Source organism: Streptomyces sp. HSW2009, assembly GCF_040240285.1.
GTDB lineage: Bacteria > Actinomycetota > Actinomycetes > Streptomycetales > Streptomycetaceae > Streptomyces.
The window spans coordinates 1-21,245 of record NZ_JBEHZD010000069.1; the positions used below are offsets into that span (position 1 = coordinate 1).

The 21,245-nt window shown below is 72.2% G+C and carries 16 protein-coding genes; 8 read left to right on the plus strand and 8 right to left on the minus strand.

The genetic code is table 11. The features are described from left to right. Positions 1–183: 183 nt before the first annotated feature. Positions 184–1,968: an ABC transporter ATP-binding protein gene (locus AAHZ94_RS08400; protein WP_349991828.1), complete on the minus strand. Its 1,785-nt coding sequence runs from the start codon at positions 1,966–1,968 to the stop codon at positions 184–186. After that, positions 1,965–4,100 (minus strand): ABC transporter transmembrane domain-containing protein, encoded by a 2,136-nt coding sequence (locus AAHZ94_RS08405; RefSeq protein WP_349991830.1) that lies wholly within the window; start codon positions 4,098–4,100, stop codon positions 1,965–1,967. The genes AAHZ94_RS08400 and AAHZ94_RS08405 overlap by 4 nt, the downstream gene beginning before the upstream one ends. Before the next feature lie 158 nt (positions 4,101–4,258). On the opposite strand from AAHZ94_RS08405, the gene AAHZ94_RS08410 reads away from it, so the two are divergent. Then, a complete protein-coding gene (locus tag AAHZ94_RS08410; protein ID WP_349991832.1) occupies positions 4,259–4,981 on the plus strand; it encodes a L,D-transpeptidase family protein in 723 nt (240 codons plus the stop codon). A gap of 526 nt (positions 4,982–5,507) precedes the next feature. Continuing rightward, positions 5,508–6,701, plus strand: coding sequence for an alpha/beta hydrolase family protein (locus AAHZ94_RS08415; RefSeq protein WP_349991834.1), 1,194 nt, complete (start codon positions 5,508–5,510; stop codon positions 6,699–6,701). Between the two features lie 391 nt (positions 6,702–7,092). On the opposite strand, the gene AAHZ94_RS08420 is transcribed toward AAHZ94_RS08415, so the two are convergent. Beyond that, positions 7,093–7,545, minus strand: a complete 453-nt coding sequence (locus AAHZ94_RS08420; RefSeq protein ID WP_349991836.1) for a MarR family winged helix-turn-helix transcriptional regulator — start codon at positions 7,543–7,545, stop codon at positions 7,093–7,095. A 111-nt stretch (positions 7,546–7,656) separates the two neighbouring features. Here AAHZ94_RS08420 and AAHZ94_RS08425 point away from each other — a divergent pair, with 111 nt between their 5' ends. Further along, positions 7,657–9,498, plus strand: coding sequence for an ABC transporter ATP-binding protein (locus AAHZ94_RS08425; RefSeq protein ID WP_349991838.1), 1,842 nt, complete (start codon positions 7,657–7,659; stop codon positions 9,496–9,498). Positions 9,499–9,559: 61 nt separating this feature from the next. Here AAHZ94_RS08425 and AAHZ94_RS08430 read toward each other — a convergent pair whose 3' ends face one another. From AAHZ94_RS08430 to AAHZ94_RS08440, 3 genes are all read right to left on the minus strand, one after another. Further along, positions 9,560–10,537: an acetylxylan esterase gene (locus AAHZ94_RS08430; RefSeq protein WP_349991840.1), complete on the minus strand. Its 978-nt coding sequence runs from the start codon at positions 10,535–10,537 to the stop codon at positions 9,560–9,562. Between the two features lie 45 nt (positions 10,538–10,582). Beyond that, positions 10,583–11,449, minus strand: a complete 867-nt coding sequence (locus AAHZ94_RS08435; RefSeq protein WP_349991841.1) for a hypothetical protein — start codon at positions 11,447–11,449, stop codon at positions 10,583–10,585. Between the two features lie 173 nt (positions 11,450–11,622). After that, on the minus strand, positions 11,623–12,960 hold the full coding sequence (locus tag AAHZ94_RS08440; protein WP_349991842.1) for a hypothetical protein: 1,338 nt from the start codon (positions 12,958–12,960) through the stop codon (positions 11,623–11,625). A 371-nt stretch (positions 12,961–13,331) separates the two neighbouring features. On the opposite strand from AAHZ94_RS08440, the gene AAHZ94_RS08445 reads away from it, so the two are divergent. The 5 genes from AAHZ94_RS08445 to AAHZ94_RS08465 all read left to right on the plus strand — a co-directional run bounded on the left by AAHZ94_RS08445 (position 13,332) and on the right by AAHZ94_RS08465 (position 18,738). Continuing rightward, positions 13,332–14,093 (plus strand): DeoR/GlpR family DNA-binding transcription regulator, encoded by a 762-nt coding sequence (locus AAHZ94_RS08445; protein WP_349991843.1) that lies wholly within the window; start codon positions 13,332–13,334, stop codon positions 14,091–14,093. A 382-nt stretch (positions 14,094–14,475) separates the two neighbouring features. Further along, positions 14,476–15,852, plus strand: a complete 1,377-nt coding sequence (locus tag AAHZ94_RS08450; RefSeq protein WP_349991845.1) for an ABC transporter substrate-binding protein — start codon at positions 14,476–14,478, stop codon at positions 15,850–15,852. Further along, complete coding sequence (locus tag AAHZ94_RS08455; protein ID WP_349991846.1) at positions 15,849–16,844, plus strand: carbohydrate ABC transporter permease; 996 nt, start codon at positions 15,849–15,851, stop codon at positions 16,842–16,844. Before AAHZ94_RS08450 ends, AAHZ94_RS08455 begins: the two co-directional genes overlap by 4 nt. Next, positions 16,841–17,749: a carbohydrate ABC transporter permease gene (locus AAHZ94_RS08460; RefSeq protein ID WP_349991848.1), complete on the plus strand. Its 909-nt coding sequence runs from the start codon at positions 16,841–16,843 to the stop codon at positions 17,747–17,749. The genes AAHZ94_RS08455 and AAHZ94_RS08460 overlap by 4 nt, the downstream gene beginning before the upstream one ends. Next, complete coding sequence (locus AAHZ94_RS08465) at positions 17,749–18,738, plus strand: zinc-dependent alcohol dehydrogenase family protein (RefSeq protein WP_349991850.1); 990 nt, start codon at positions 17,749–17,751, stop codon at positions 18,736–18,738. The genes AAHZ94_RS08460 and AAHZ94_RS08465 overlap by 1 nt, the downstream gene beginning before the upstream one ends. 99 nt (positions 18,739–18,837) lie before the next feature. On the opposite strand, the gene ku is transcribed toward AAHZ94_RS08465, so the two are convergent. Together ku and AAHZ94_RS08475 are read right to left on the minus strand one after the other, a co-directional pair. After that, positions 18,838–19,833 (minus strand): non-homologous end joining protein Ku, encoded by a 996-nt coding sequence (gene ku / locus AAHZ94_RS08470; protein WP_502964607.1) that lies wholly within the window; start codon positions 19,831–19,833, stop codon positions 18,838–18,840. Between the two features lie 75 nt (positions 19,834–19,908). Then, the gene (locus tag AAHZ94_RS08475) at positions 19,909–20,958 is read right to left on the minus strand and encodes a PHP domain-containing protein (protein ID WP_349991853.1); all 1,050 of its coding nucleotides are present in this window, start codon (positions 20,956–20,958) and stop codon (positions 19,909–19,911) included. Between the last annotated feature and the right edge of the window lie 287 nt (positions 20,959–21,245).

A 21,245-nucleotide genomic window follows, 5' to 3' on the forward strand; every position in this document is an offset into this window, starting at 1 on the left:
ACGGCGGCGTCACCGCGCTGATCGCCACCAACGTCGCGGCCCGCGGCATCCACGTGGACGGGCTCGACCTGGTCGTGGGCCTCGCCCCCCCCCCCCCCCCCCCCGCCGCCCCGCCCCCCCGGGGGGGGGGGGCGCCCCCCCCCGGGCCGGGTGCGTTGGGCCGGCGCCCGTAACCGGTGCGCGTCACTGGTGCCAGGAGCGCCACAGCGCGGCGTACGCGCCATCGGCCGCCACCAGGTCGTCGTGGCCGCCCAGCTCGCTGATGCGGCCGTCCTCGACCACCGCGATCACGTCCGCGTCGTGCGCGGTGTGCAGCCGGTGGGCGATCGCCACCACGGTCCGGCCCTCCAGCACCTTGGCCAGAGACCGCTCCAGGTGGCGTGCCGCGCGCGGGTCGAGCAGCGACGTCGCCTCGTCGAGCACCAGCGTGTGCGGGTCCGCGAGCACCAGCCGGGCCAGGGCGATCTGCTGGGCCTGCGCCGGCGTCAGGGCGTGCGCCGCACCCGAGCCGACCTCCGCGTCCAGCCCGCCGTCCAGGGCCCGGGCCCAGCCGTCCGCGTCCACCGCCGCCAGCGCCGCCCACAGCTCCGCGTCCTGCGCGGTGGTACGGGCCAGCAGCAGGTTGTCCCGCAGGGTGCCCACGAAGACGTGGTGTTCCTGGTTGACCAGCGCCACGTGTTCGCGTACCCGTTCCGCTGGCATGCGCGCCAGTTGGGCGCCGCCGAGGGTGACCTCGCCGGTGCGCGGCGCGTAGATTCCCGCGAGCAGCCGCCCCAGCGTCGACTTGCCGGCCCCCGAAGGACCGACCAGGGCCACCCGGCTTCCCGGCCGTACCGACAACGTCACCTCGTGCAGGACGTCGGTGCCCGCCCGGTAGCCGAACCGCACCTCGTCGGCCCGTACGTCCCGGCCATCCGGTGTCTCCCCGACGTGGCCCGGCTCGGTCTCGATCTCGCGGACACCCACCAGCCGGGCCAGCGACACCTGGGCGACCTGGAGCTCGTCGTACCAGCGCAGGATCAGACCCACCGGATCGATGAGCATCTGGGCCAGCAGCGCGCCCGTGGTGAGCTGACCGACCGACATCCACCCCTGGAGGACGAAGCTGCCGCCGAGCAGCAGCACGGAGGTCAGGATCAGGATGTGGGAGGCACCGAGGACCGGGAAGAGGACCGTGCGCAGCCACAGGGTGTACCGCTCCCAGCGGGTCCACTCCGCGATCCGCCGGTCCGAGAGCCGCACCCGACGACTGCCGAGCCGGTGGGCCTCGATCGTGCGGCCGGCGTCGACCATCTCGGCCAGGGTCGCGGCCACGGCCGCGTAGCCGGCCGCCTCCGAGCGGTACGCGCTCGGTGCCCTGCGGAAGTACCAGCGACAGCCGATCAGCAGCACCGGCAGGGCCAGCAGCACCGCGGCGCCCAGCGGTGGCGCCGTCGCCGTGATCGCACCGAGCAGCAGCCCGGCCCACACCACGCTGATGGCCAGTTGCGGCACCGCCTCGCGCATCGCATTGGCCAACCGGTCGATGTCGGTGGTGATGCGCGAGAGCAGGTCGCCGGTGCCCGCACGTTCCAGCACGCCCGGCGGCAGGCCGACCGAGCGGACCAGGAAGTCCTCGCGCAGGTCGGCCAGGATGCGCTCGCCCAGCATGGCGCCGCGCAGCCGCACCTGGTGCACAAAGACCGACTGCACCGCCAGGGCCAGCGCGAACAGCGTGACGATGCGCCACATCGGGGCGTGCTCACGGCCGGCCGACAGGTCTTCCACCAGCCCGCCGAGCAGGTACGGCCCCACCATCGACGCCAGCACGGCACCGATGTTGACCGCAATGAGTGTGCCGAAGGCCCGGCGGTGACGGCTCAACAGCTCACGGACATAGCTGCGCACGGTCGGTGCCGAGCCGACCGGCAGCGTCGTCGTGGCCTCGGGTGCGGCCGGATCGTACTCCGGTGGCGCTACGCCGATCATGCGCTGTCCTCCAGGGCGCTGGTCGTGGTGGCGGAGCCGGCTACGCCGACCGCCGTGAGCTCGTCGTCGGTCTCGCGCGTCACCACGGCGCGGTACGCGGGGGTGCTGTGCAGCAGTTCGCGGTGGGTGCCGACGGCCACCACGGCGCCGTCGGGGATGAAGACGACCCGGTCGGCCCGGTCGAGAAGCAGCGGGCTCGATGCGAAGACGACGGTGGTGCGTCCGGCGCGCAGCCCGCGCAGGCCGTCGGCGATGCGGGCCTCGGTGTGCGAGTCGACCGCGGACGTCGGTTCGTCGAGTACGAGCACGTCGGGGTCGGTCACCAGGGACCTGGCCAGCGCCAGCCGTTGTCGCTGCCCGCCCGAGAGCGAACGGCCGCGTTCGGTGATCGTCGCCCGGGTCGGGTCGCCCGAGCCGTCGTCGGCGGCCGGGGCGAGGGCGGTGAGCACGTCGCCGCACTGGGCCGCCGCCCGCGCCTGGTCGGCCGAGACCGCGCCGGAGGTCGGTACGTCGAGCAACTCGCCGAGCGTCCCGGACAGCAACACCGGGTCCTTGTCCTGTACGAGCACGGCGGCGCGGGCGGTGACGAGCGGCAGGGAGTCCAGGGCGACGCCCCCGAGCAGGACGGACGCGGGTTCGGGCGCCGCCGCGGCAGTGGGCTCGGATGGTGCAGCAGAGATGCTGGACGGTGTGGCAGCGGGTGTGGACGGTGTGGCTGTGGGCGGTGGGGCGCCCGCCTCCGGTCGGCCCGTCGCGCGCGCATCGGACGAGGTTGTGCCGGTCGTCTCCGCGGGCGAGGGAGCGGCCTTCGCAGCCGTCGGGTTCGGCGTGAGCGACCGCGCCGGGTCGCCGGCTCCCCGGGCGCCGCCCGCCTCGGTCGCCCCCGACAGCTCCGGCGCGTCGCTGTCTGTGGGGCCCGCCGGGGCGTGGCCACCGAGCCGGTCGGCCAGCCGGCCGGCCGCGTCCGGATCGCCGCACACCACCAGCGTCAGTTGCCCGGCCGGCGCGAGCAGACCGGTAACCGGGTCGTACAGGTCGCCCCCGACAGCCGCACGGCTGCCCGCGGCCTGGCCCGACTCCTCGGCATGGCCCGTCGCAACGTCCGTCGCGACGGCGTCGGCCGCCGGCTCTTGCGCCGTGCGGTGCTGGGAGAGGACCCGGGCGGCGCGCTCGGCGGAGGGTCGGGAGAAGGAGTACGCCATGGCGATCTCCTCGAACCGGCGCAGGGGCGAGAGCAGGAAGGTCACCGCGCCGTAGACGGTCACCAGTTCACCGACGCCGATCCGGCCGTCCTGGGCCAGGCCGACCCCGTACCAGACCACGGTGATCAGCAACAGGCCGGGCAGCGCGACCTGCACGGCCGCGATCAGGGCCCACATCCTGGCGCTGCGCACGGCAGCGGCCCGTACTTCCTGGGAGGCGGCTCGGTAGCGCTCAAGGAACAGCTCTTCGCCGCCGATGCCGCGCAACACCCGCAGGCCAGCCACCGTGTCGGCGGCCAGTTCGGTGGCGCGGCCCGCCTTCTCCCGTTGGACGTCGGCCCGCCGGGTGGCGCGCGGCAACAGTGGCAGCACGCCCAGGACGAGGACGGGGACGCCGACCGCCACGACGAGGCCGAGGGCCGGCTGGTAGATGACCAGGGCGACGCACACGGCGACGGTAGCCACCAGGGCAGCCACGAAACGTGAGACGGCTTCCACGAACCAGCCGATCTTCTCCACGTCCCCGGTGGAGACCGCGACCACCTCGCCCGCGGCGACGCGGCGGGTCAGCGCCGAACCGAGCTCGGCCGCCTTACGGGCCAGGAGTTGTTGCAGCCGTGCGGCGGCGGTGATCCAGTTGGTGACGGCCACCCGGTGCAGCATGGTGTCGCCGACCGTGGCCAAGGCACCAAGCGCCAGCATCAGCCCGCCCGCGAGCAGCAGCCGCCCGCCGGACCGGTCGATCACGGCCTGTACGCCGAAACCCAAGGTCAACGGCAGGCAGGCCAGCGCCCCCAGATGCAGCATGCCCCACAAGGCGGCCATGACCTGGCGACCCCACTGCTGCCTGCCCAGCCAGTACAACAGGCGGATTCCGGAGCGCGCGTCGGGTTGGCCGGGATCGGCGTACGGAAGATCGCGAAGTTGCATGGCATCCCGGACTCTGAGGAGGGGCGCGAGGGAGATCAGCAAGATTTGCCGGTCGGACTGGGCGGCTTCAACTGGTTTTCCGATGGACCGTCTCGTTCCGGCCGTTCGGCCCGATCGGGCCCGGCGCAGCGGGCCGGGGCGGTGCGACCATGGACGACATGCGGATGTCGGATATGCGGCACGGGGCGGTGGCCATTGCGTTGGCGATTGCCGTGGTGGCCGGTTGCGGGGGCGGCGATGACGACGAGCACACCCGGGAGGGAGCCCGGCGGACCGCCGACGGGACGACCTCGACGCGGTCGGACGGCATCCCCAAGGTGGGGGACCGGCTGTCGGCACAGATACCGGCGAAGACGCGGCAGGTGGTCGCCGTGTACGGCAGGAGCAAGCACTCGGCCGATGCAAAGGTCGTGCTGTACACGAAGGACGGCGACGGGTGGCACCGCGACCGTTCCTGGGCGGCACACAACGGGAGAAAAGGCTGGACGACCCGGCACCGCGAGAACGACAAGCGCAGCCCGGTCGGCGTCTTCACGCTCAGCGACGCGGGCGGCGTGCTGCCCGCACCAGACTCCCGACTGCCCTACGACCACACGGCGTCCTTCGCCGCCCCGCACTACTGGCCCAAGACCCACTGGCACGACTTCGACCACGTCATCGCCATCGACTACAACCGTCTGAAGGGCACCTCCCCCCTGGAACCCACCCGCCCCCAGGGAACCCGCAAGGGCGGCAGCATCTGGCTCCACCTCGACCACGGCAGCGGCACCTCGGGGTGCGTGGGCCTTCCCAAGTCCGGCATGGAATACCTACTCAAGACGCTCGACCCGGCCCTCCACCCGGTCGTCGTGATGGGCGATAAACGGCAGCTCGCGGCGTGAGGTGGGTGGTTGTGGTGGGGCGGGGAGTGTCTGTGGGGTGGGGGGCTGGGGTGGGCCGTGGGGCGCGGGCTGGCGCGTGCTGGTGTGGGGTACGGGGCGGGGCGCCGGCCGGGACGAGGTTGTTGTGGAGTTGGGGTGGGTGCCCGGGCTGCCCCGCTGGGGCCGCCGTTGTCTGTTGAAGCACCCGCCATCCGGGTGGGGTCGAATGGGGGCTGGGTTGGGCTGAGCTGGGTAGGGCTGGATTGGGCCTGGCCGGGATGGTGGTACGACTGCGGTGGGCGCTCTCGCGGTCCGCGGGAGGCAGCAGCAAGAGCAGCCGGCGCAGGGCGTAGGGGATGCCCTCCAAGGGCGTAGGGAGTGCGCCACCAGTTTTCTGGCCACCGGCGCAAAGCCCGCCCTCGTAGTCCGCGGTCCGATGGCCGCGCCGAGTTGGCCAGGGACCAACGCCGGCTGCGGAAAGGCTGGTGCGTTCCCGCGCTCCCTCGTGTTGGATCAGCGGTGTCGTCGCGGGGGAGGGAGCACCAGGGTGTTGATCGATGCCAGCAACGTAGGACTGGCGCTGCTGCCACCCACCGGGCCGCACCGGGTGGGGACGGAGGCCGTCCACCTCGTCGACGAGGCCCGTTCCGACCCCTGGGAGGCGACCCGCTCCCGGGAGCTGATGGTGCAAGTGTGGTATCCCGCCGCTCCGGTCGCTGGAGAGCCTGCCGTCCCCGGCCGCTACCTGCCGCAAGTCGTGGCGGCACTGGTCCTCGCCGGCTGGGCCGAGGAGGGCGAGGAGTTCGCGCCGGAGCTGACCGACGCCCTGGCTGATGTGCCGACCCATGCGTACGAGGCGGCTCCGCCCGTGCAGGGTGACCTCAGGCCACTGGTCCTGCTCTCTCCGGGCCTCGGCGAGTATCGGATGGGCCTGACCTGCCTGGCCGAGGAACTTGCCTCCCACGGCTTCGTCGTCGCCTGCGTGGACCACCCGTCGGACGCGGCAGCGGTCCAGTTGCCCGACGGACGTGTGATCGCCCATCAGGAACCGGACTTCGGGCCTGAGGAGGGCGGCGCGGACGGCGCCGGTGGTGCGGTAGACGAAGAGGGCGGGATTGGAGCGGGCAGCGCGAGTGGTGAGGCCGACACAGGCAGCCCAGACAGCCCAGGCGGTGCAGACAGCGCGGACGCAGCGGACCTGACCGACCTAAAGGATCGCTATCTCGCCACCCGCATCGATGATCTGCGCTTCACCCTGGACGTGTTGCTCGCACCGGGCAGCGGGTGGCGCGCACTCATCGACCCGGGCCGTATCGGCGTGGGAGGGCACTCCCTGGGCGCGTCAGCCGCCGCAGAGTTCGCCTGTCTCGACCGTCGGTCGGCCGCTGTGGCACTCGTCGACGGCTCCCTGTACGGCGACGTCCTGACCACCGGTCTCGACGTGCCCGTACTGCTCTGCGGACTGACACCGCCCGACCCGGACGATCCGCACGTGCTGGCTGGCTGGGAACGTCTCTGGCCGCTGTTGCGTGGACCGCGGCGCTGGACGACGGTGCCAGGCGCCGGGCACATGTCAGCGACCGACTTCGACGTGCTGGCCGGCCCACTGGGCCTGCGCGAGCCCGGCCACCCGGATGACCTGGCGGCATTCGGCACCTTGTCGCCCGGCCGCGGCCTGGCGGCGGTCCGTACGGCTCTCGCCGCGTTCTTCACGGAGCACCTCATCGATCGGGCCCCGTAGAGGGCGGGGCGAAGAACTCGACGGGTCTGCTGAAGACTTAGTCGATGGGCTGACCGACGTTGTGCGGAACGGGGGCGTGCCTCGCCTTTGACAGCGGCTGCCGGGTGCACGATGACTCGGGTGGTACGGCACGAAGCCAGGCGGGCTATCGCACTCCCCGAGTGTGGGCGGGCGAGGAGAAGACGCCGGGGCAGGCAGCGCCCGGTGAGGCCGTCAGCGGCTCTCCTGGCGGCCTGATCGGGTGGGGCCGCGCAGCTCAGAGAGGGCAGCGTCTCCAGGCAGTTAGGGGGGCGCCGGGGCCCGCGACCCGGTGAAGCCATGGCGGCGGGCTTCCCGCACCGCGGGGTCGCCAGTCGGTGGACGCGCGTGACGATGCCGACGCGGCGGCGCGTCAGTCGTCCTCGGGGGCGGGGCGGGGGCAGTTGGCGAGGGTGTCGAGGAGGGCGCCGAGTTGGGTGCGCTCCTGCTCGGTCAGTGGTTCGAGGATGTCCTCGGCTGCGGAACGGCGGGCCCGGCGCAGGGCGCGGAGCGTCGCCCGTCCCGTATCCGTCAGCTCGATGCGTATGACGCGTCGATTGGTCGGGTCGGGCACGCGGCGCACCACATTGCTCGCCTCCAGGGCGTCCACCAGCGTGGTCACCGCGCGGGGCACCACCTCAAGCTGCGCGGCGAGGTCCGCCATCCGCGGGGGCCGCGTGTCGTACTGGGCCAGCGCGCGCAGCAGTCGGGCCTGGGCCGGCGTGATGCCCAGTGGCTCCAGATGGCGCTTCTGGGCGCGGTGCAGCCTGCGAGTTAGGCGCAGCAACTGCTCGGCGAGATGACCTGAGGCGTCGGAGGCTGGCATGGCACGAGACTACAGGACTTTATTCATTGTGAGTCTAGGTAACAGTGAGCTATGCTCGGGGAAACGTGCGAACGCCGGTTCGCATGACCTCACGCTTCGCAGAAGGAGTCCATGCGCGATCACGAGCCACGGTGGGAGCCTTCCACCGCCGACCGGGATGAACCCGCACAGGTGCGGCGCATCCTCCGCCTCTTTCGGCCCTATCGAGGCCGCCTCGCCCTCGTCGGGGTGCTGGTCGCCGCGTCCTCGCTGGTGACGGTGGCCTCACCGTTCATGCTGCGCGAGGTGCTCGACACCGCCATCCCCGACGGGCGGACGGGCCTGCTGACCCTGCTGGTGTGCGGCATGATCATCGCCGCGGTCGTCAACAGCATCTTCGGGGTCCTCCAGACGCTGATCTCCACCACCGTCGGCCAACGGGTGATGCACGACCTGCGCACCGCGGTCTACGACCGGTTGCAGCGCATGCCGCTGGCGTTCTTCACCCGCACCCGTACGGGCGAGGTCCAGTCGCGCATCGCCAATGACATCGGTGGCATGCAGGCCACCGTGACCTCCACGGCCACCTCGCTGGTGTCCAACCTCACCAGTGTGTTGGCGAGCATCGTGGCCATGCTCGCCCTGGACTGGCGGCTGACCGCGGTCTCCCTCTGCCTCCTGCCGGTCTTCGTCTGGATCAGCAGACGTGTCGGCCGGGAGCGCAAGCGGATCGCCTCCCTGCGACAGAAACAGATGGCGGCCATGGCCGCGCAGGTCACCGAATCGCTGTCGGTCAGCGGCATCCTGCTCGGCCGCACCATGGGCCGGGCCGACTCGCTCACCGCCGACTTCACCCGCGAGTCCGAGCGGCTGGTCGACCTGGAAGTGCGCTCCAACATGGCCGGCCGCTGGCGGATGGCGACGATCGGCATCGTCATGGCTGCAATGCCCGCGGTCATCTACTGGGCGGCCGGGATAGCACAGCAGAGCGGAGGCCCGAGCGTGTCCATCGGCACCCTCGTCGCCTTCGTCACCCTCCAGCAGGGCCTGTTCCGCCCGACGGTCAGCCTGCTCTCCACCGGCGTTCAGATGCAGACCTCGCTCGCCCTGTTCCACCGCATCTTCGAGTACCTCGACCTGCCGGTTGAGATCGCCGAGCCCGAGCGCCCGGTCCACCTGCCGCGGGTGCGTGGCGACGTCCGCTTCGACCGGGTGAGCTTCCGCTATGACGCCGACACCGACGCAGGCGAGCCCACCCTTCGTGACATCGACCTCACCGTCCCGGCCGGCGGCAGCCTGGCCGTGGTCGGACCCACCGGTTCGGGCAAGAGCACCCTCAGCTATCTGGTGCCCAGGCTGTACGACGTGACCGGCGGTCGGGTGCTCATCGACGGCGTGGACGTACGGGACCTCAGTTTCGACGCGCTCGCCCGGGCGGTGGGCGTCGTCTCGCAGGAGACGTACCTCTTCCACGCCTCGGTCGCCGACAACCTACGGTTCGCCAAGCCCGACGCGACCGACGCGGAGATGCGGGCGGCGGCCGAAGCCGCCCAGATCCACGCACACATAGCCGCCCTGCCCGACGGCTACGACACCCTGGTGGGGGAGCGGGGCTACCGGTTCTCGGGGGGTGAGAAGCAGCGGCTGGCCATCGCGCGCACGATCCTGCGCGACCCGCCCGTGCTCATCCTCGACGAGGCGACCAGCGCCCTGGACACCCGCACCGAACAGGCTGTACAGCAGGCCATCGACGCCCTCGCTGCCAACCGCACCACCATCACCATCGCGCACCGTCTGTCCACCGTGCGCGGCGCCGACCAGATCGTGGTCCTGGACCGGGGCGAGATCGTCGAGCGCGGCACCCACGAAGAACTCATGCTGCGCCAGGGGCGGTACGCGGGTCTCGTCCACGGAGAGGCCGAAACCGAGCAGGAGACCAAGCAGGCCGTGACGGAGGCGATAGCGGGCGGCTGATGCGGCCAGGCGCGGGGTGAGCGGCCGGGCGGGGCAATGGGCCCGGCCGGGAGCAGTGGGGTCAGGCCCACAGCTTCTGGAGGAAGCGCACCTGTTCCGTCTGCTGGTGCAGGCCACCGCCCTCGTGACCGTTGAACTGCCACACCAGGAGTTCCTTGGCGCCCGCGTAGTGGTGATGGGCGGCGAATCCGGTGGAGGGCGGAGTGATGGCGTCGCGCAGCGCCGTCGAGAAGAGCGCGGGGACCGTGCTGCGCGAGGCGAAGTTGAGCCCGTCGAAGTGGTCGAGCGTGTGTAGCACCTGGTCGACGCGGTCGCGCTGACCGGCGCAGTAGCGGGCGATCTCGGCGTACGGCTCGGCATCCGTGATGTCGATGGCGCGCCGGATGTCGGTGAGGAACGGCACGTCGATCAGGGCACCCGCGACGCCGGGCGCGAGCGCCGCGGCGGCCAGGGCCAGTGCCCCGCCCTGGCTGCGCCCGCCGACCACGATGCGGTCGGGGTCGACGAGCGGATGGCTGCGGGCGGCGTCCACGGCTCGTACGGCGTCGGTGTACAGCCGGCGGTAGTAGTAGTCGTCCGGGGAGAGGATGCCCTTGGTCACCATTCCCGGCACCGCGGGCCCCTCGGCCCCCACCGGGTCCGCGGTGTCGCCGGGCCGACCGGGGCCGGACTGGCCACGGGTGTCCATCACCAACGTCGCATGGCCGGCCGCCGGCCACAGCAGCCAGTCGTGGGGAAGGGTGCGCCCGCCCCCGTAGCCGATGTACTGCACCACGCACGGCAGTGGCTGGCCGCCGTCGGTCGCCGCCGCCCGCGGGGCGAGCAGCCAACCCCGGATGCGGTGCCCGCCGAAGCCGGAGAAGGCCACGTCATAGGTGTGCAGCAGGCTCAGACCCGCGTCGTACGCGGTGAACTCGGCGTCCAGCGGATGTTCCCTGGCCTCGGCGAGGGTGCGCTGCCAGAAGTCATCGAAGCCCGGCGGCTCGGGCAGCGACGGCCGGTAGGTGCGGAGCTCGTGGAGGGGCAGGGCGGTGAACACGGGGCGGGCCTCCGGTGCGAACGTCGGCGGGGGCACTGCCGCGCGCTAACTGGCGCGCGCGGCGCGCAGGCCCTCCAGTCTGGCCTCAATGGCGCGCAGCGCACCAGGTCGCCGCCCGGGCACACGGGTACGGAGCGTCATCAACTCGGTGGCCAATGAGCGTGCCCGGACCGGGTCGCCCACCTGTTGCCACTGGTGGTGTGCCCGGTCCACGGCGCCCTCGACGTCGGGCTGGTCGGCGGGTTGGCCACCGCCCAGTCGGGTGGTCGCGGCTGCCATCCACAGCTCGCAGGCGCGCGCCGGGTCGCCGGCCAGTCGGGCGAGGTCGGCGCGTACTTCGAGCCAGTGCAGTGCCTGCGGCGAGTTCGGCCCGGCCGAGCGGAACGCGTCCTGTTCCCAGGCTGCCGCCATGGCCGCGGCCTCGCTGTGCCGACCGGCGTGGGCGGCCTCCAGTATCGCGCCGTGCGGGTCGTGCGCGGCCTCGGTACCCGTGCCTGCCTGGCCCGGAGCGTGGGCCGGCGGTGGCCCCGGGGCGTACGTCGGCCGGTGCGGGACATCGAGGGCGGAGCCCGTGCCCCGCGTGGTCGCCGCGGTGGCGCCGGCCCGGGGCGGTACGCCCGGTGTGCCCCCGCTGTTCGGGGCGGCGGCCGGCGCGTTGGTGGTGAGCGCAACCGTGGGGCGGGCGAGGGGGCCGGCGGGGCAGGTGGCCGGCGCGGCGGGCGCCCGTGAGTTGGTGCCCGCGGTGGGGCGCGCGGCGGTGTCGTCAGCCGGTGCGGCCGGGGGCGCCGGGGACGGCCTGGTTGCGGAAGGCTCGGCCAGCAGGTCGGCAGCGGCCGGCGGGGCGAGGTCCGCCGCCGGAGCCGTGCCGGTGGGCGTGGCGGGCGCCGGAACTGCCGGCGAAGGACCGGCCACAGCGGCGGTCGGTGTGGTGCCCGGTGCGGGCACGGGCCCGGAGGGCGGAACGGGCGTCGCGCCCGAAGCCGGCGGTGGAGCGAGCGGTACGCCGATGCTCTGTTCCGCGGCGTGTGCCCCGGCCCCTTCCCCCACCTCGGGCTGGGCGCCGGGCGCCGGTGGGAACCCGGCGGCTAGCGCCGGCCCGGGAGCGGGCACCGCGGCAGCGAGTGGGCCAGGGGCGGCCGGTGCAGGGCCACCCACCCCACTCGGGGCGAGCGGCGGCCAGTCCGCGGCGGGGGGGGGGGGGGGGGGGGGGGGGGGGGGGGGGGGGGGGCGGGGGGGGGGGGGGGGGGGGGGGGGGGGGGGGCCCCCGCGCCGGGAAGGGGAGCGGGAGCTGTCCCGAGGCCGCTGGAATCGGGCGTCATGCTGAGAGCGGCATCGGGTGTATCCCCGGAGACACCAGGAGTGGGTGTTACGCCGAGAACGGGTGCCGCGCCAGGGACAAGCTCCGCCCCAGAGATACCGGGAGCAGCCACCGCATCAGGAACAGGCCCCGCCCCAGGGGCAGTGGGAACGGGCGTCACAGCGGAAACGGGCGCCGCATCCGGGACACCAGGAACGGGCGTCACGCCCGGAACGGGCACCGCCCCGGGGACAGCCGGAACGGGCGTTACGCCAGAAGCGGGCACCGCATCAGAAGCGGGCACCGCACCAGAAACAGGCACCGCACCAGGAACGGGAGCAAGCCCCGCCCCAGGCACGCCAAAATCGGCCACCGCCCCGGGAGCGGGCCCCGCCCCGAAGCCAGCCGGTAGATCAGCCACCACGCCGGCCACTCCGCTGCCACCCCCGCCCACGGGGCCCGCAGTGGCGCCGTGGGGGGCCAATAGGAGGGCCGGGCCCTGACCGAAACCGGTCTGATCCACCACGTGTTGGTGCAACTGGTGCAGCGGCGGGCGGGTGTTGACCGAACGGAGGGTGCCGGCCAGGGTGCGCGTGTAGTGCGGCGTGCTGAGCTGCCGCCGCCGCGGTGGCGGACTCACGCACCCGTACAGATCGAGCCCGGCGGCCAGAAGTTCGACGGTCACCTTGGGCCAGGCGGACTCGTCCGCCACCACGTCGGCGACGACCGTGGTGCTGCCGGCCGGGCGCTGCCCCAACTCCGAAGACAGCCAGTGCCAGGGCAGCGCCGTGTAACGGGCCGTTTTCGGCGTCGTTCTGGCCAGCGCCAGGTGCGGCAGGTGTTGCTTGGCGTCGAGGGTGACCTGGCCGACCAGGTAGACCAGCACCACTCCGGGATGTGCGGCGGCTGTCCGCAGGTGTGCCAGTACGGTCTGCGGGTCATCGGGGTCGACCAACTGCACGACCTGGGCGCCACCCGCCGTACCCAGCAACACCGTCGGTGCAACGGCCGCCAGCGGCGGCAGCGCGGCGGCTGCGTCCATCGCCCGTTGCTTGCCGGTCGGGCCTGCCGCAATGAGCAGGGCGTATCCCGACTCGTCCGCCGCCCCTGCCCCGTTGTTTGCCATGGCAGCACCGTATCCGCTCAAGGCGCCATCTCGGGCCCGCCGGCCACGTGCGAACAAAACCCGCAACACCGTCGTCTCGGGCGGAGTGTCCGCTTCCCCTTCCGGTGGCCGGGCGGAAACGCGCCTTCCCCGTCGGATGACCGGGCAGAAAGCGGTCACAATTACGCCCGTAAACGGGGGTCACACCCTGGTCCCGGACCCGCCATCTCCCCGCTGGCCTGCATGTTTGCAAACCGTTAACCGGGCATATTCGGTCACCGGATGCCCGGCGTCTGGCCTGGTCACATCCCCGTACCCCTTGTAGAAATCTGATCAGGAGCTGCCCGAACGGGCAGCCGAAGGCAGTGCAGCATGGGGGATGGGGAGTCGTTGTGGATGCAGAGGAACGCCGGCGCACCATCCTCGAACTCGCCCGCCACACCGGCTCCGTGGTGGTGACGGAGCTCGCGGAGAAGCTCGGGGTATCGAAGGAGACCGTACGGCGTGACCTGCACGCGATGGAGAACCGGGGCCTGCTGCGACGCACGCACGGCGGCGCGTACCCCGTGGAGAGCGCGGGTTACGAGACCACGCTCGCCTTCCGCACCACCATGCACGTCGCCGAGAAGTCCCGGATCGCCGCAGCCGCCGGCGAACTCGTCGGCGACGCGGAGACCGTCTACATCGACGAAGGCTTCACCCCCCAGCTCATCGCCCAAGCGCTGCCCAGAGAACGGCCGTTGACCGTCATCACCTCCTCGCTCGCCACCGCGAGCGGGCTGGCGGTCAGCGACCGGATCACCGTGCTCCTGGTCGGCGGTCGGGTCCGCGGCGGCACGCTGGCCTCGGTCGGCCACTGGGCGACCCACATGCTCCAGGGCTTCGTCATCGACCTGGCGTTCATCGGCGCCAACGGAATTTCCAGGCAGTACGGCCTGACCACCCCCGACCCGGCCGTCAGCGAGGTCAAGGCTCAGGTGATGCGGGTCGCCAGGCGCCGCATCTTCGCCGGCGTGCACACCAAGTTCGGCGCCGTGAGCTTCTGCCGGTTCGCCGAGGCCCACGAGTTCGAAGTCATCATCACCGACACCGGGCTGCCACTGGCCGAGGCCCACCGCTACGCCCTGCTCGGCCCGCAGGTGCTGCGCGTGTGACCGGCGCACCGCCGCGGCCGGGCCGAGCGGCGGCAGCAGCCCCGCCGGCCGGCGCCCACCCCCCTACGACGCTCCGCCGTCCCCCGAAAGACAGCGCCGTGCCCGTCGCGGTCAGCGGCGCCGACAGGAACGCCTCACGACCCACTCACCACGCATGAGCGCGACCAGCCGCGGCGCAGAGGCACGACGCACCCAACAGCCCCCCACTTCAGCCGCCACGCCTCCCGCCGCGCCCCACCGGTCACGGTGGCACCGCCGTGCGGTGACCGCGCATGCCCGTATCCACTGCCGCCCGTACGGTCACCTGCCGCTGGGGCGGGTGGCGGGCCAGGCGGCCGGCGCGCTGACCACGACTCGACAGACCGATCGATGGGGAGAACCCATGTCCATCCAGAGCCGGCGCGGCGTCCGCGCGCTGGTCGCCGCCGCCTCGGCGGGGGTGCTCATCGCGGCGTGCGTCGGATGCGAGGGATACGTCGGCGCAGGCGGCTCCTCGCTCTTCGGCGGCGATGCCATCAATGTGTTGATGGTCAACAACCCGCAGATGACGGAGTTACAGAAGCTGACCAAACGGCACTTCACCCGATCTACGGGCATCAAGGTCAATTTCACCGTCCTGCCGGAAAACGATGTCCGAGACAAGATCAGCCAGGACTTCTCCAACCAGGCGGGACAGTACGACGTCGCCACCATCAGCAACTTCGAAGTGCCCTTCTTCTCCCGTCACGGCTGGTTACGCGACCTGGGCCCCTACCTCGCCGATGACCCCGCCTTCGACCAGCAGGACGTACTAGCCCCGGTGCGGCAGTCACTGACCGCCGCCGACGGCAAGGTCTATGCCGAACCCTTCTACGGCGAGTCCTCCTTCCTGATGTACCGCAAGGACGTCTTCGCCGAGCGCGGTCTCACCATGCCGACCAACCCGACCTGGCAGCAGGTGGCCGAACTCGCCGCCGACCTCGACGGCGCCCGCCCCGGCATGAAGGGCATCTGCCTGCGCGGCATGCCAGGCTGGGGCGAGTTGACCGCGCCGCTGACCACCGTGGTGAACACCTTCGGCGGCACCTGGTTCGACCAGGGCTGGCAGGCCCGGCTGACCGCGCCGGAGTTCGTCAACGCCACCGAGTTCTACGTCGACCTGGTGCGCAAGCACGGCGAGAGCGGCGCCGCACAGTCCGGCTACGCGGAGTGCCTGCTCAACATGGTGTTGGGCAAGACCGCCATGTGGTACGACGCCACCGCGGCGGCCGGCAGCCTGGAGGGCCCCGAATCCCGGGTCAAGGGAAAGATCGGCTACGTCAAGGCTCCGGTGAACAAGACGACCGACTCCGGCTGGCTCTACACCTGGGCCTGGGGCATGCAGAAGGCGTCCAAGAAGTCCGACGACGCCTGGCGCTTCATCTCCTGGGCCTCCAGCAAGGAGTACGAGGAGTTGGTGGGCCGGGAGAGCGGCTGGGCCAACGTGCCGGCGGGGAAGCGGGCCTCCACCTACGCCCGCCCCGAATACCGGGCCGCCGCCCGGGCGTTCGCCGACATCACGCACCGCTCCATCGCCGCCACCAAGCCGCGCGACCCCGGTGTGCAACCGCGGCCCGCGGCCGGCATCCAGTTCGTCGGCATCCCCGAGTTCACCGACCTCGGGACCAAGGTCTCCCAGGAGATCAGCTCCGCCATCGCCGGGCGCCAGTCCGTACGCACGGCCCTGCGCGCCTCCCAGCGGCTGGCCGAGCAGGTCGGTGAGGAGTACCAGGACCGATGAGCGCATCCACCGCCGGACAGCCCACTGCCGAGCCGTCCGCCGCCGGCACCTTGACGCCGACCCCCACCCCGGCCACCCGCCCGCACCAGCCACCCGGCCGACTCAAGGCATGGGCCACCCGCGCCCCCCTCCTCCCCGCCCTGGTCTTCCTCATCGCGGTCACCCAACTCCCCTTCGTCGCCACCCTGGTGATCTCGCTCTTCGACTGGAACTCCCTGGAGCCCGACGAGCGCCGCTTCACCGGACTGAGCAACTACCGGCACGCCGCCGAGGACGCGGCGCTCCGTGAGTCGGTCCTCACCACCGCCCTGCTGACGGCCACCGTCGTCCTGGTCACCGTCGTCCTCGGGCTGCTGCTCGCCCTGCTGCTCGACCGCAAGTTCCGGGGCCGCGGCATCGTCCGCACCCTGCTGATCGCCCCCTTCCTGATCGTCCCGGTCGCCGCCGCCCTGCTGTGGAAGCACGTCCTGTACAACCCCAACTACGGCCTGCTGAACGGTGCGTTGACGTGGGTGTACGCGCGTTTCGGCGACGACAGCCCGCCCCAGCCCGACTGGGTGTCCGAGATGCCGCTACTGGCCGTCGAGGCGTCCCTGGTGTGGCAGTGGACCCCGTTCATGATGCTGATCCTGCTGGCCGGGTTGCAGAGCCGGCCGACGGACATGATCGAGGCCGCCCGGATCGACGGCGCGGGCAACTGGCAGATCTTCCGCTACCTCACCCTGCCGCACCTGCGCCGCTACCTCGAACTCGGTGTGCTGCTGGGCTCGGTGTACATCGTGCAGAACTTCGACGCCGTGTTCACCATCACCTCGGGCGGCCTGGACACGGCCAACCTGCCGTACACCATCTACCAGACCTTCTACCAGGCCCATGAGTACGGCCAGGCGTCCGCCGCCGGCGTGCTCGTCGTCATCGGCTCGATCATCATCGCCACCTTCGCGCTCCGGGTGGTCTCGTCCCTGTTCACCGAGGAGGCGTCCCGCTCATGACCGCCACCGCCGACGCCCCCGCGGCACCGCCACCCACCCGGCCCGCACCGAGGCGCCGCACACCGGCCGGGCCGCGGCGCACAGCACGCCGCCGCGGCGCGGCCCTCGGCCTGCTCGCCTGGCTGGCCGGCCTCGTCTTCTTCCTGCCGGTGGCCTGGATGGCGCTGACGTCCCTGCACTCGGAGAAGGACGCGGCCACCAACCCACCCGCCCTGGGCGCCTCGCTGACCTGGGACGGCTACCGCACCTTCTTCGGGGCCGACGACGGCGCCAGCCCCTGGCCCTCGCTCATCAACTCGCTGACCGCCAGCGTCGTCTCCACCCTGCTGGTCCTGGTGCTCGCGCTGCCCGCCGCGTACGCCCTGTCCCTGCGCCCGGTGCGCAAGTGGACCGACGTGCTGTTCTTCTTCCTCTCCACCAAGATGCTGCCGGTGGTCGCCGGTCTGCTGCCCATCTACCTGTTCGCCAAGAACGTCGGGATGCTGGACAACATCTGGCTGCTGGTCATCCTCTACACCTCGATGAACCTGCCGATCGCGGTGTGGATGATGCAGTCCTTCCTGGCCGACGTCCCGGTGGCGATCATCGAGGCCGCCCAGATCGACGGCGCCCCGCTGCGCACCATCCTGGCCCGGGTGGTCGCCCCCGTCGCCGGGCCCGGCATCGCCGCCACCTCGCTGATCTGCTTCATCTTCAGTTGGAACGAGATGCTCTTCGCCCGCGTACTGACCGGCGTCCGCGCGCAGACCGCGCCGGTCTTCCTCACCAGCTTCATCACCAGCCAGGGCCAGTTCCTGGCCAAGGTCTGCGCAGCGTCCGTCGTCATCTCCCTCCCGGTGCTCGCCGCCGGGTTCGCCGCCCAGGACAAGCTCGTCCAGGGCCTGTCGCTAGGAGCAGTGAAATAATGAGGACCGCACTCATCGAGGCCGTCGGCAAGGTCACCGTGGCGACCGTCCCCGACCCTACGCCGGGGCCGCGCGAGGTCGTCGTGGATGTCGCAGCCTGTGGTCTGTGCGGCACGGACCTGCACATCCTGGAGGGTGAGTTCGCGCCCACCCTGCCGATCGTGCCGGGCCATGAGTTCGCCGGCGAGGTGGTCGGGCTCGGCAGCGAGGTCACCGAACTCGCGCTCGGCGACCGGGTGGCCGTCGACCCGTCCCTGCACTGTCACGAGTGCCGCTACTGCCGGATCGGCCGCGGCAACCTGTGTGACAACTGGAACGCGATCGGCGTCTCTGTGGCAGGAGGCGCCGCCGAATACGCCCTGGCCCCGGTCGGCAACTGCGTCAAACTCCCCGACCACGTGGGCCTCCAGGACGCCGCCCTCATCGAGCCGCTGTCCTGCGCCGTACGCGGCTACGACGTGTTGAAGAGCAACCTGGGCGCCGAGGTCCTCATCTACGGCAGCGGCACCATGGGCCTGATGATGCTGGAGTTGGCCAAGAGGACCGGGGCCGTCAGCGTCGACGTGCTCGACCTCAACCCGGACCGGCTCGCCACCGCCCGCGCGCTGGGCTGCTCGCGCTCGGCGGCTGCGGCCGATGAGTTGGAGCAGCCGCGCGGCTGGGACGTGGTCATCGACGCCACCGGACACGCGGGAGCCATCCAGGACGGCCTTCAGCGGGTCGCCAAGGCAGGGACGTTCCTCCAGTTCGGCGTGGCCGACTACGCGACCAGGGCGACGATCGAGCCGTACCGCATCTACAACCAGGAGCTCACCATCACCGGCTCGATGGCCGTCCTGCACAGCTACGAGCGGGCCGCCGCCCTCTTCGCGTCCGGCGTGCTCGACCCGTCCGTCTTCATCAGCGACCGGCTGCCGCTGGAGCAGTACCCGCAGGCCCTGGAGCAGTTCCGGGCCGGCATCGGGCGCAAGATCGTGGTGGTGCCGTAGCCGGTTCCGGTCGCGGTGGGCCGGGTGGCACGCGGTGCGTGGGTACGCGCCGCGGGCGCCCGGCCCACCACTCGGTGACCCGTGCGCAGGCCCGTGGCCTCATGCGTGCTTGCGGGTGCGCGCGGGTCGCTCGGCGGATTTGGCGGACTTGGCCGACGCCGACTTGCCCGTCCGCCCCGACCCCGCAGCACTGGTCTTCTTCGCGGCGGACTTGGCCGTCTTGGCCGTACGCCCCGAGCCGCCGCCCTTGGCGCCGGTGGTCTTCTTGGCCGCGGCGCTCTTCTTCGCCCGCGCACCCGTGGCCTTCTTGGTGCCGCTCCGGCCGCCCTCGCCGCCGCGCGCGTCGATGGACGCCTGGAGCGCGGACATCAGGTCCACGACGTTGTCCGGCGGCGGCTCCGCGCCCTCGGGCGACGGCGGCGCCTTGCCTTCGAGCCGGGCGGTGACCAGTTCGTCGAGCGCCGCCTGGTAGTCGTCGTGCAGCGAGTCCAGGTCGAAGTCCTCCGAGAGGGTGTCCATCAGGGAGGTGGCCATCTTCAGCTCCTGCGGTCTGACCGTCACGTTGTCGGCGGGGGCGAGCCCGCCCGCGGCGCGGATCTCATCGGGCCAGTGCATCGTGTGCAACACCAGCACGTCCTCGTGCACGCGCAGGACGGCCAGCGACTCCCGGGTGCGCAGCGCCACCTTGGAGACCGCGACCCGCCCGCTGTCCGCCAGCGCCTCGCGCAGCAGGACGTACGGCTTGGCGGCGGCGGGCGAGTCGGCGCCCACGTAGTAGGCGCGGGAGAGCCGCAGCGGATCGATCTCGGCCGCGTCGATGAACGCGATGACGTCGATGAGCTGCTTGCTCGGCAGCGGCAACTCGGTCAGGTCGTCATCGGTCAGCACCGCCGTACGGCCGTCGACGTCCTCGTAACCCTTGGCGATGTCGGCGTACTCGATCTGCTGGCCGCACTGCTCGCACATCCGCTTCATCCGGATGCGCCCGCCGTCGGCGGTGTGCACCTGGTGCAGCCTGACGCCGTGCTCCTCGGTCGCCGGATACAGCCTCACCTGGATCGATACCAGGCCGAAGCCGATGGCTCCCTTCCACATCGAGCGCATGGTGTGGGCCCTTTCGACGAGGCGTGCGGCGAGCTGTTCGGTCGGGGGTACGAGGAGGGGCGCGTCCTAGGTCCGTGACGGCCGGGCGGCGGCGCGGGCGGGGGGTTTGCGGGTACGCGTCCAGGCGGTGAGCTGGCGTGCGGTCCAGGTGTTGATGACCCGCTCGACGGGCACCTCGCACTCGGCGGCCCGGGCGCAGCCGTAGGACAGCCAGTCCAACTGGCCGGGCGCGTGCGCATCGCTGTCGATGGCGAAGTACACCCCGGCCGCCACCGCCTTGCGCAGCAGCGGACGGGGCGGGTCGAGCCGGTCGGGACGGCAGTTGATCTCCACCGCGGTGCCCGCCTCGGCACACGCGGCGAACACCGCATCGGCGTCGAAGGCGGAGGGCGGCCGGCCCCGCCCCGTCACCAGCCGCCCGGTGCAGTGCCCGAGCACGTCGACCAGCGGATCGCGCACCGCGGCCAGCAGCCGCCTGGTCATCGCCGCGCTGTCCATGCGCAGCTTGGAGTGGACGGAGGCCACCACCACGTCGAGTTCGTCGAGCAGGGCCCGCTCCTGGTCCAGCGACCCGTCGTCCAGGATGTCGCACTCGATGCCGGTGAGCAGCCGGAACGGCGCCAGCTCGGGTTCGAGCGAGGCCACCACCGCGAGCTGTTCGCGCAGCCGCTCGGCGCTCAGCCCGCTGGCGATCGTCAGCCGCGGCGAGTGGTCGGTGAGCACCGCCCAGGCGTGGCCGAGATCGGCCGCGGTACGCGCCATGAGGGCGATCGGGCTACCGCCGTCCGACCAGTCCGAATGGAGGTGGCAGTCGCCCCGCAGCGCGGCCCGTACCGCATCGCCCCCGGTGGCCAGCGGCCGGTCCGCGTCCTTCTCCAGCCGCTCCAGGTACTCCGGCACGCCGCCGGCCAGGGCCTGCCGGACGACGGCCACGGTCTTGGGCCCGAGCCCCTTGACCGCCCGCAGGGTGCCCGCCTCCGCCCGGCGCGCCACCTCAGGGGTGCCGAGCTCGGTCAGGGCCGCGGCAGCCGTGCGGAAGGCCCGTACCCGGTAGGTCTCGGCGTCCGCGCGCTCCAACAGGAACGCGATGCGCTCCAACGCCTGCACCGGCTCCACGGCCCGACCTCCTTCCGCCTCCTGGTGCTCCCTCGTACTCCTCGCCGCTCCGTCGCGTGCGGGCCTCATGCCCGTACGGGTATCCGCCCGGCCGGCGCCCTTGCGCGCGTCCGGGCGGCTGCCGGTCCGTCCCCGCAGGGCCTGGGCCAGGCGTCGGCCCGGCCGCCCGGTCGGGGGGGGGGGGGGGGGGCCCCCCCGGGGGCCCCCCCCCCGGGCGATTCTCGCATTCGGCCCGCGCCGCCCGGCCGACTGTGCCAGTCTGGCCACTCCCCCACCTAAGACGTAAT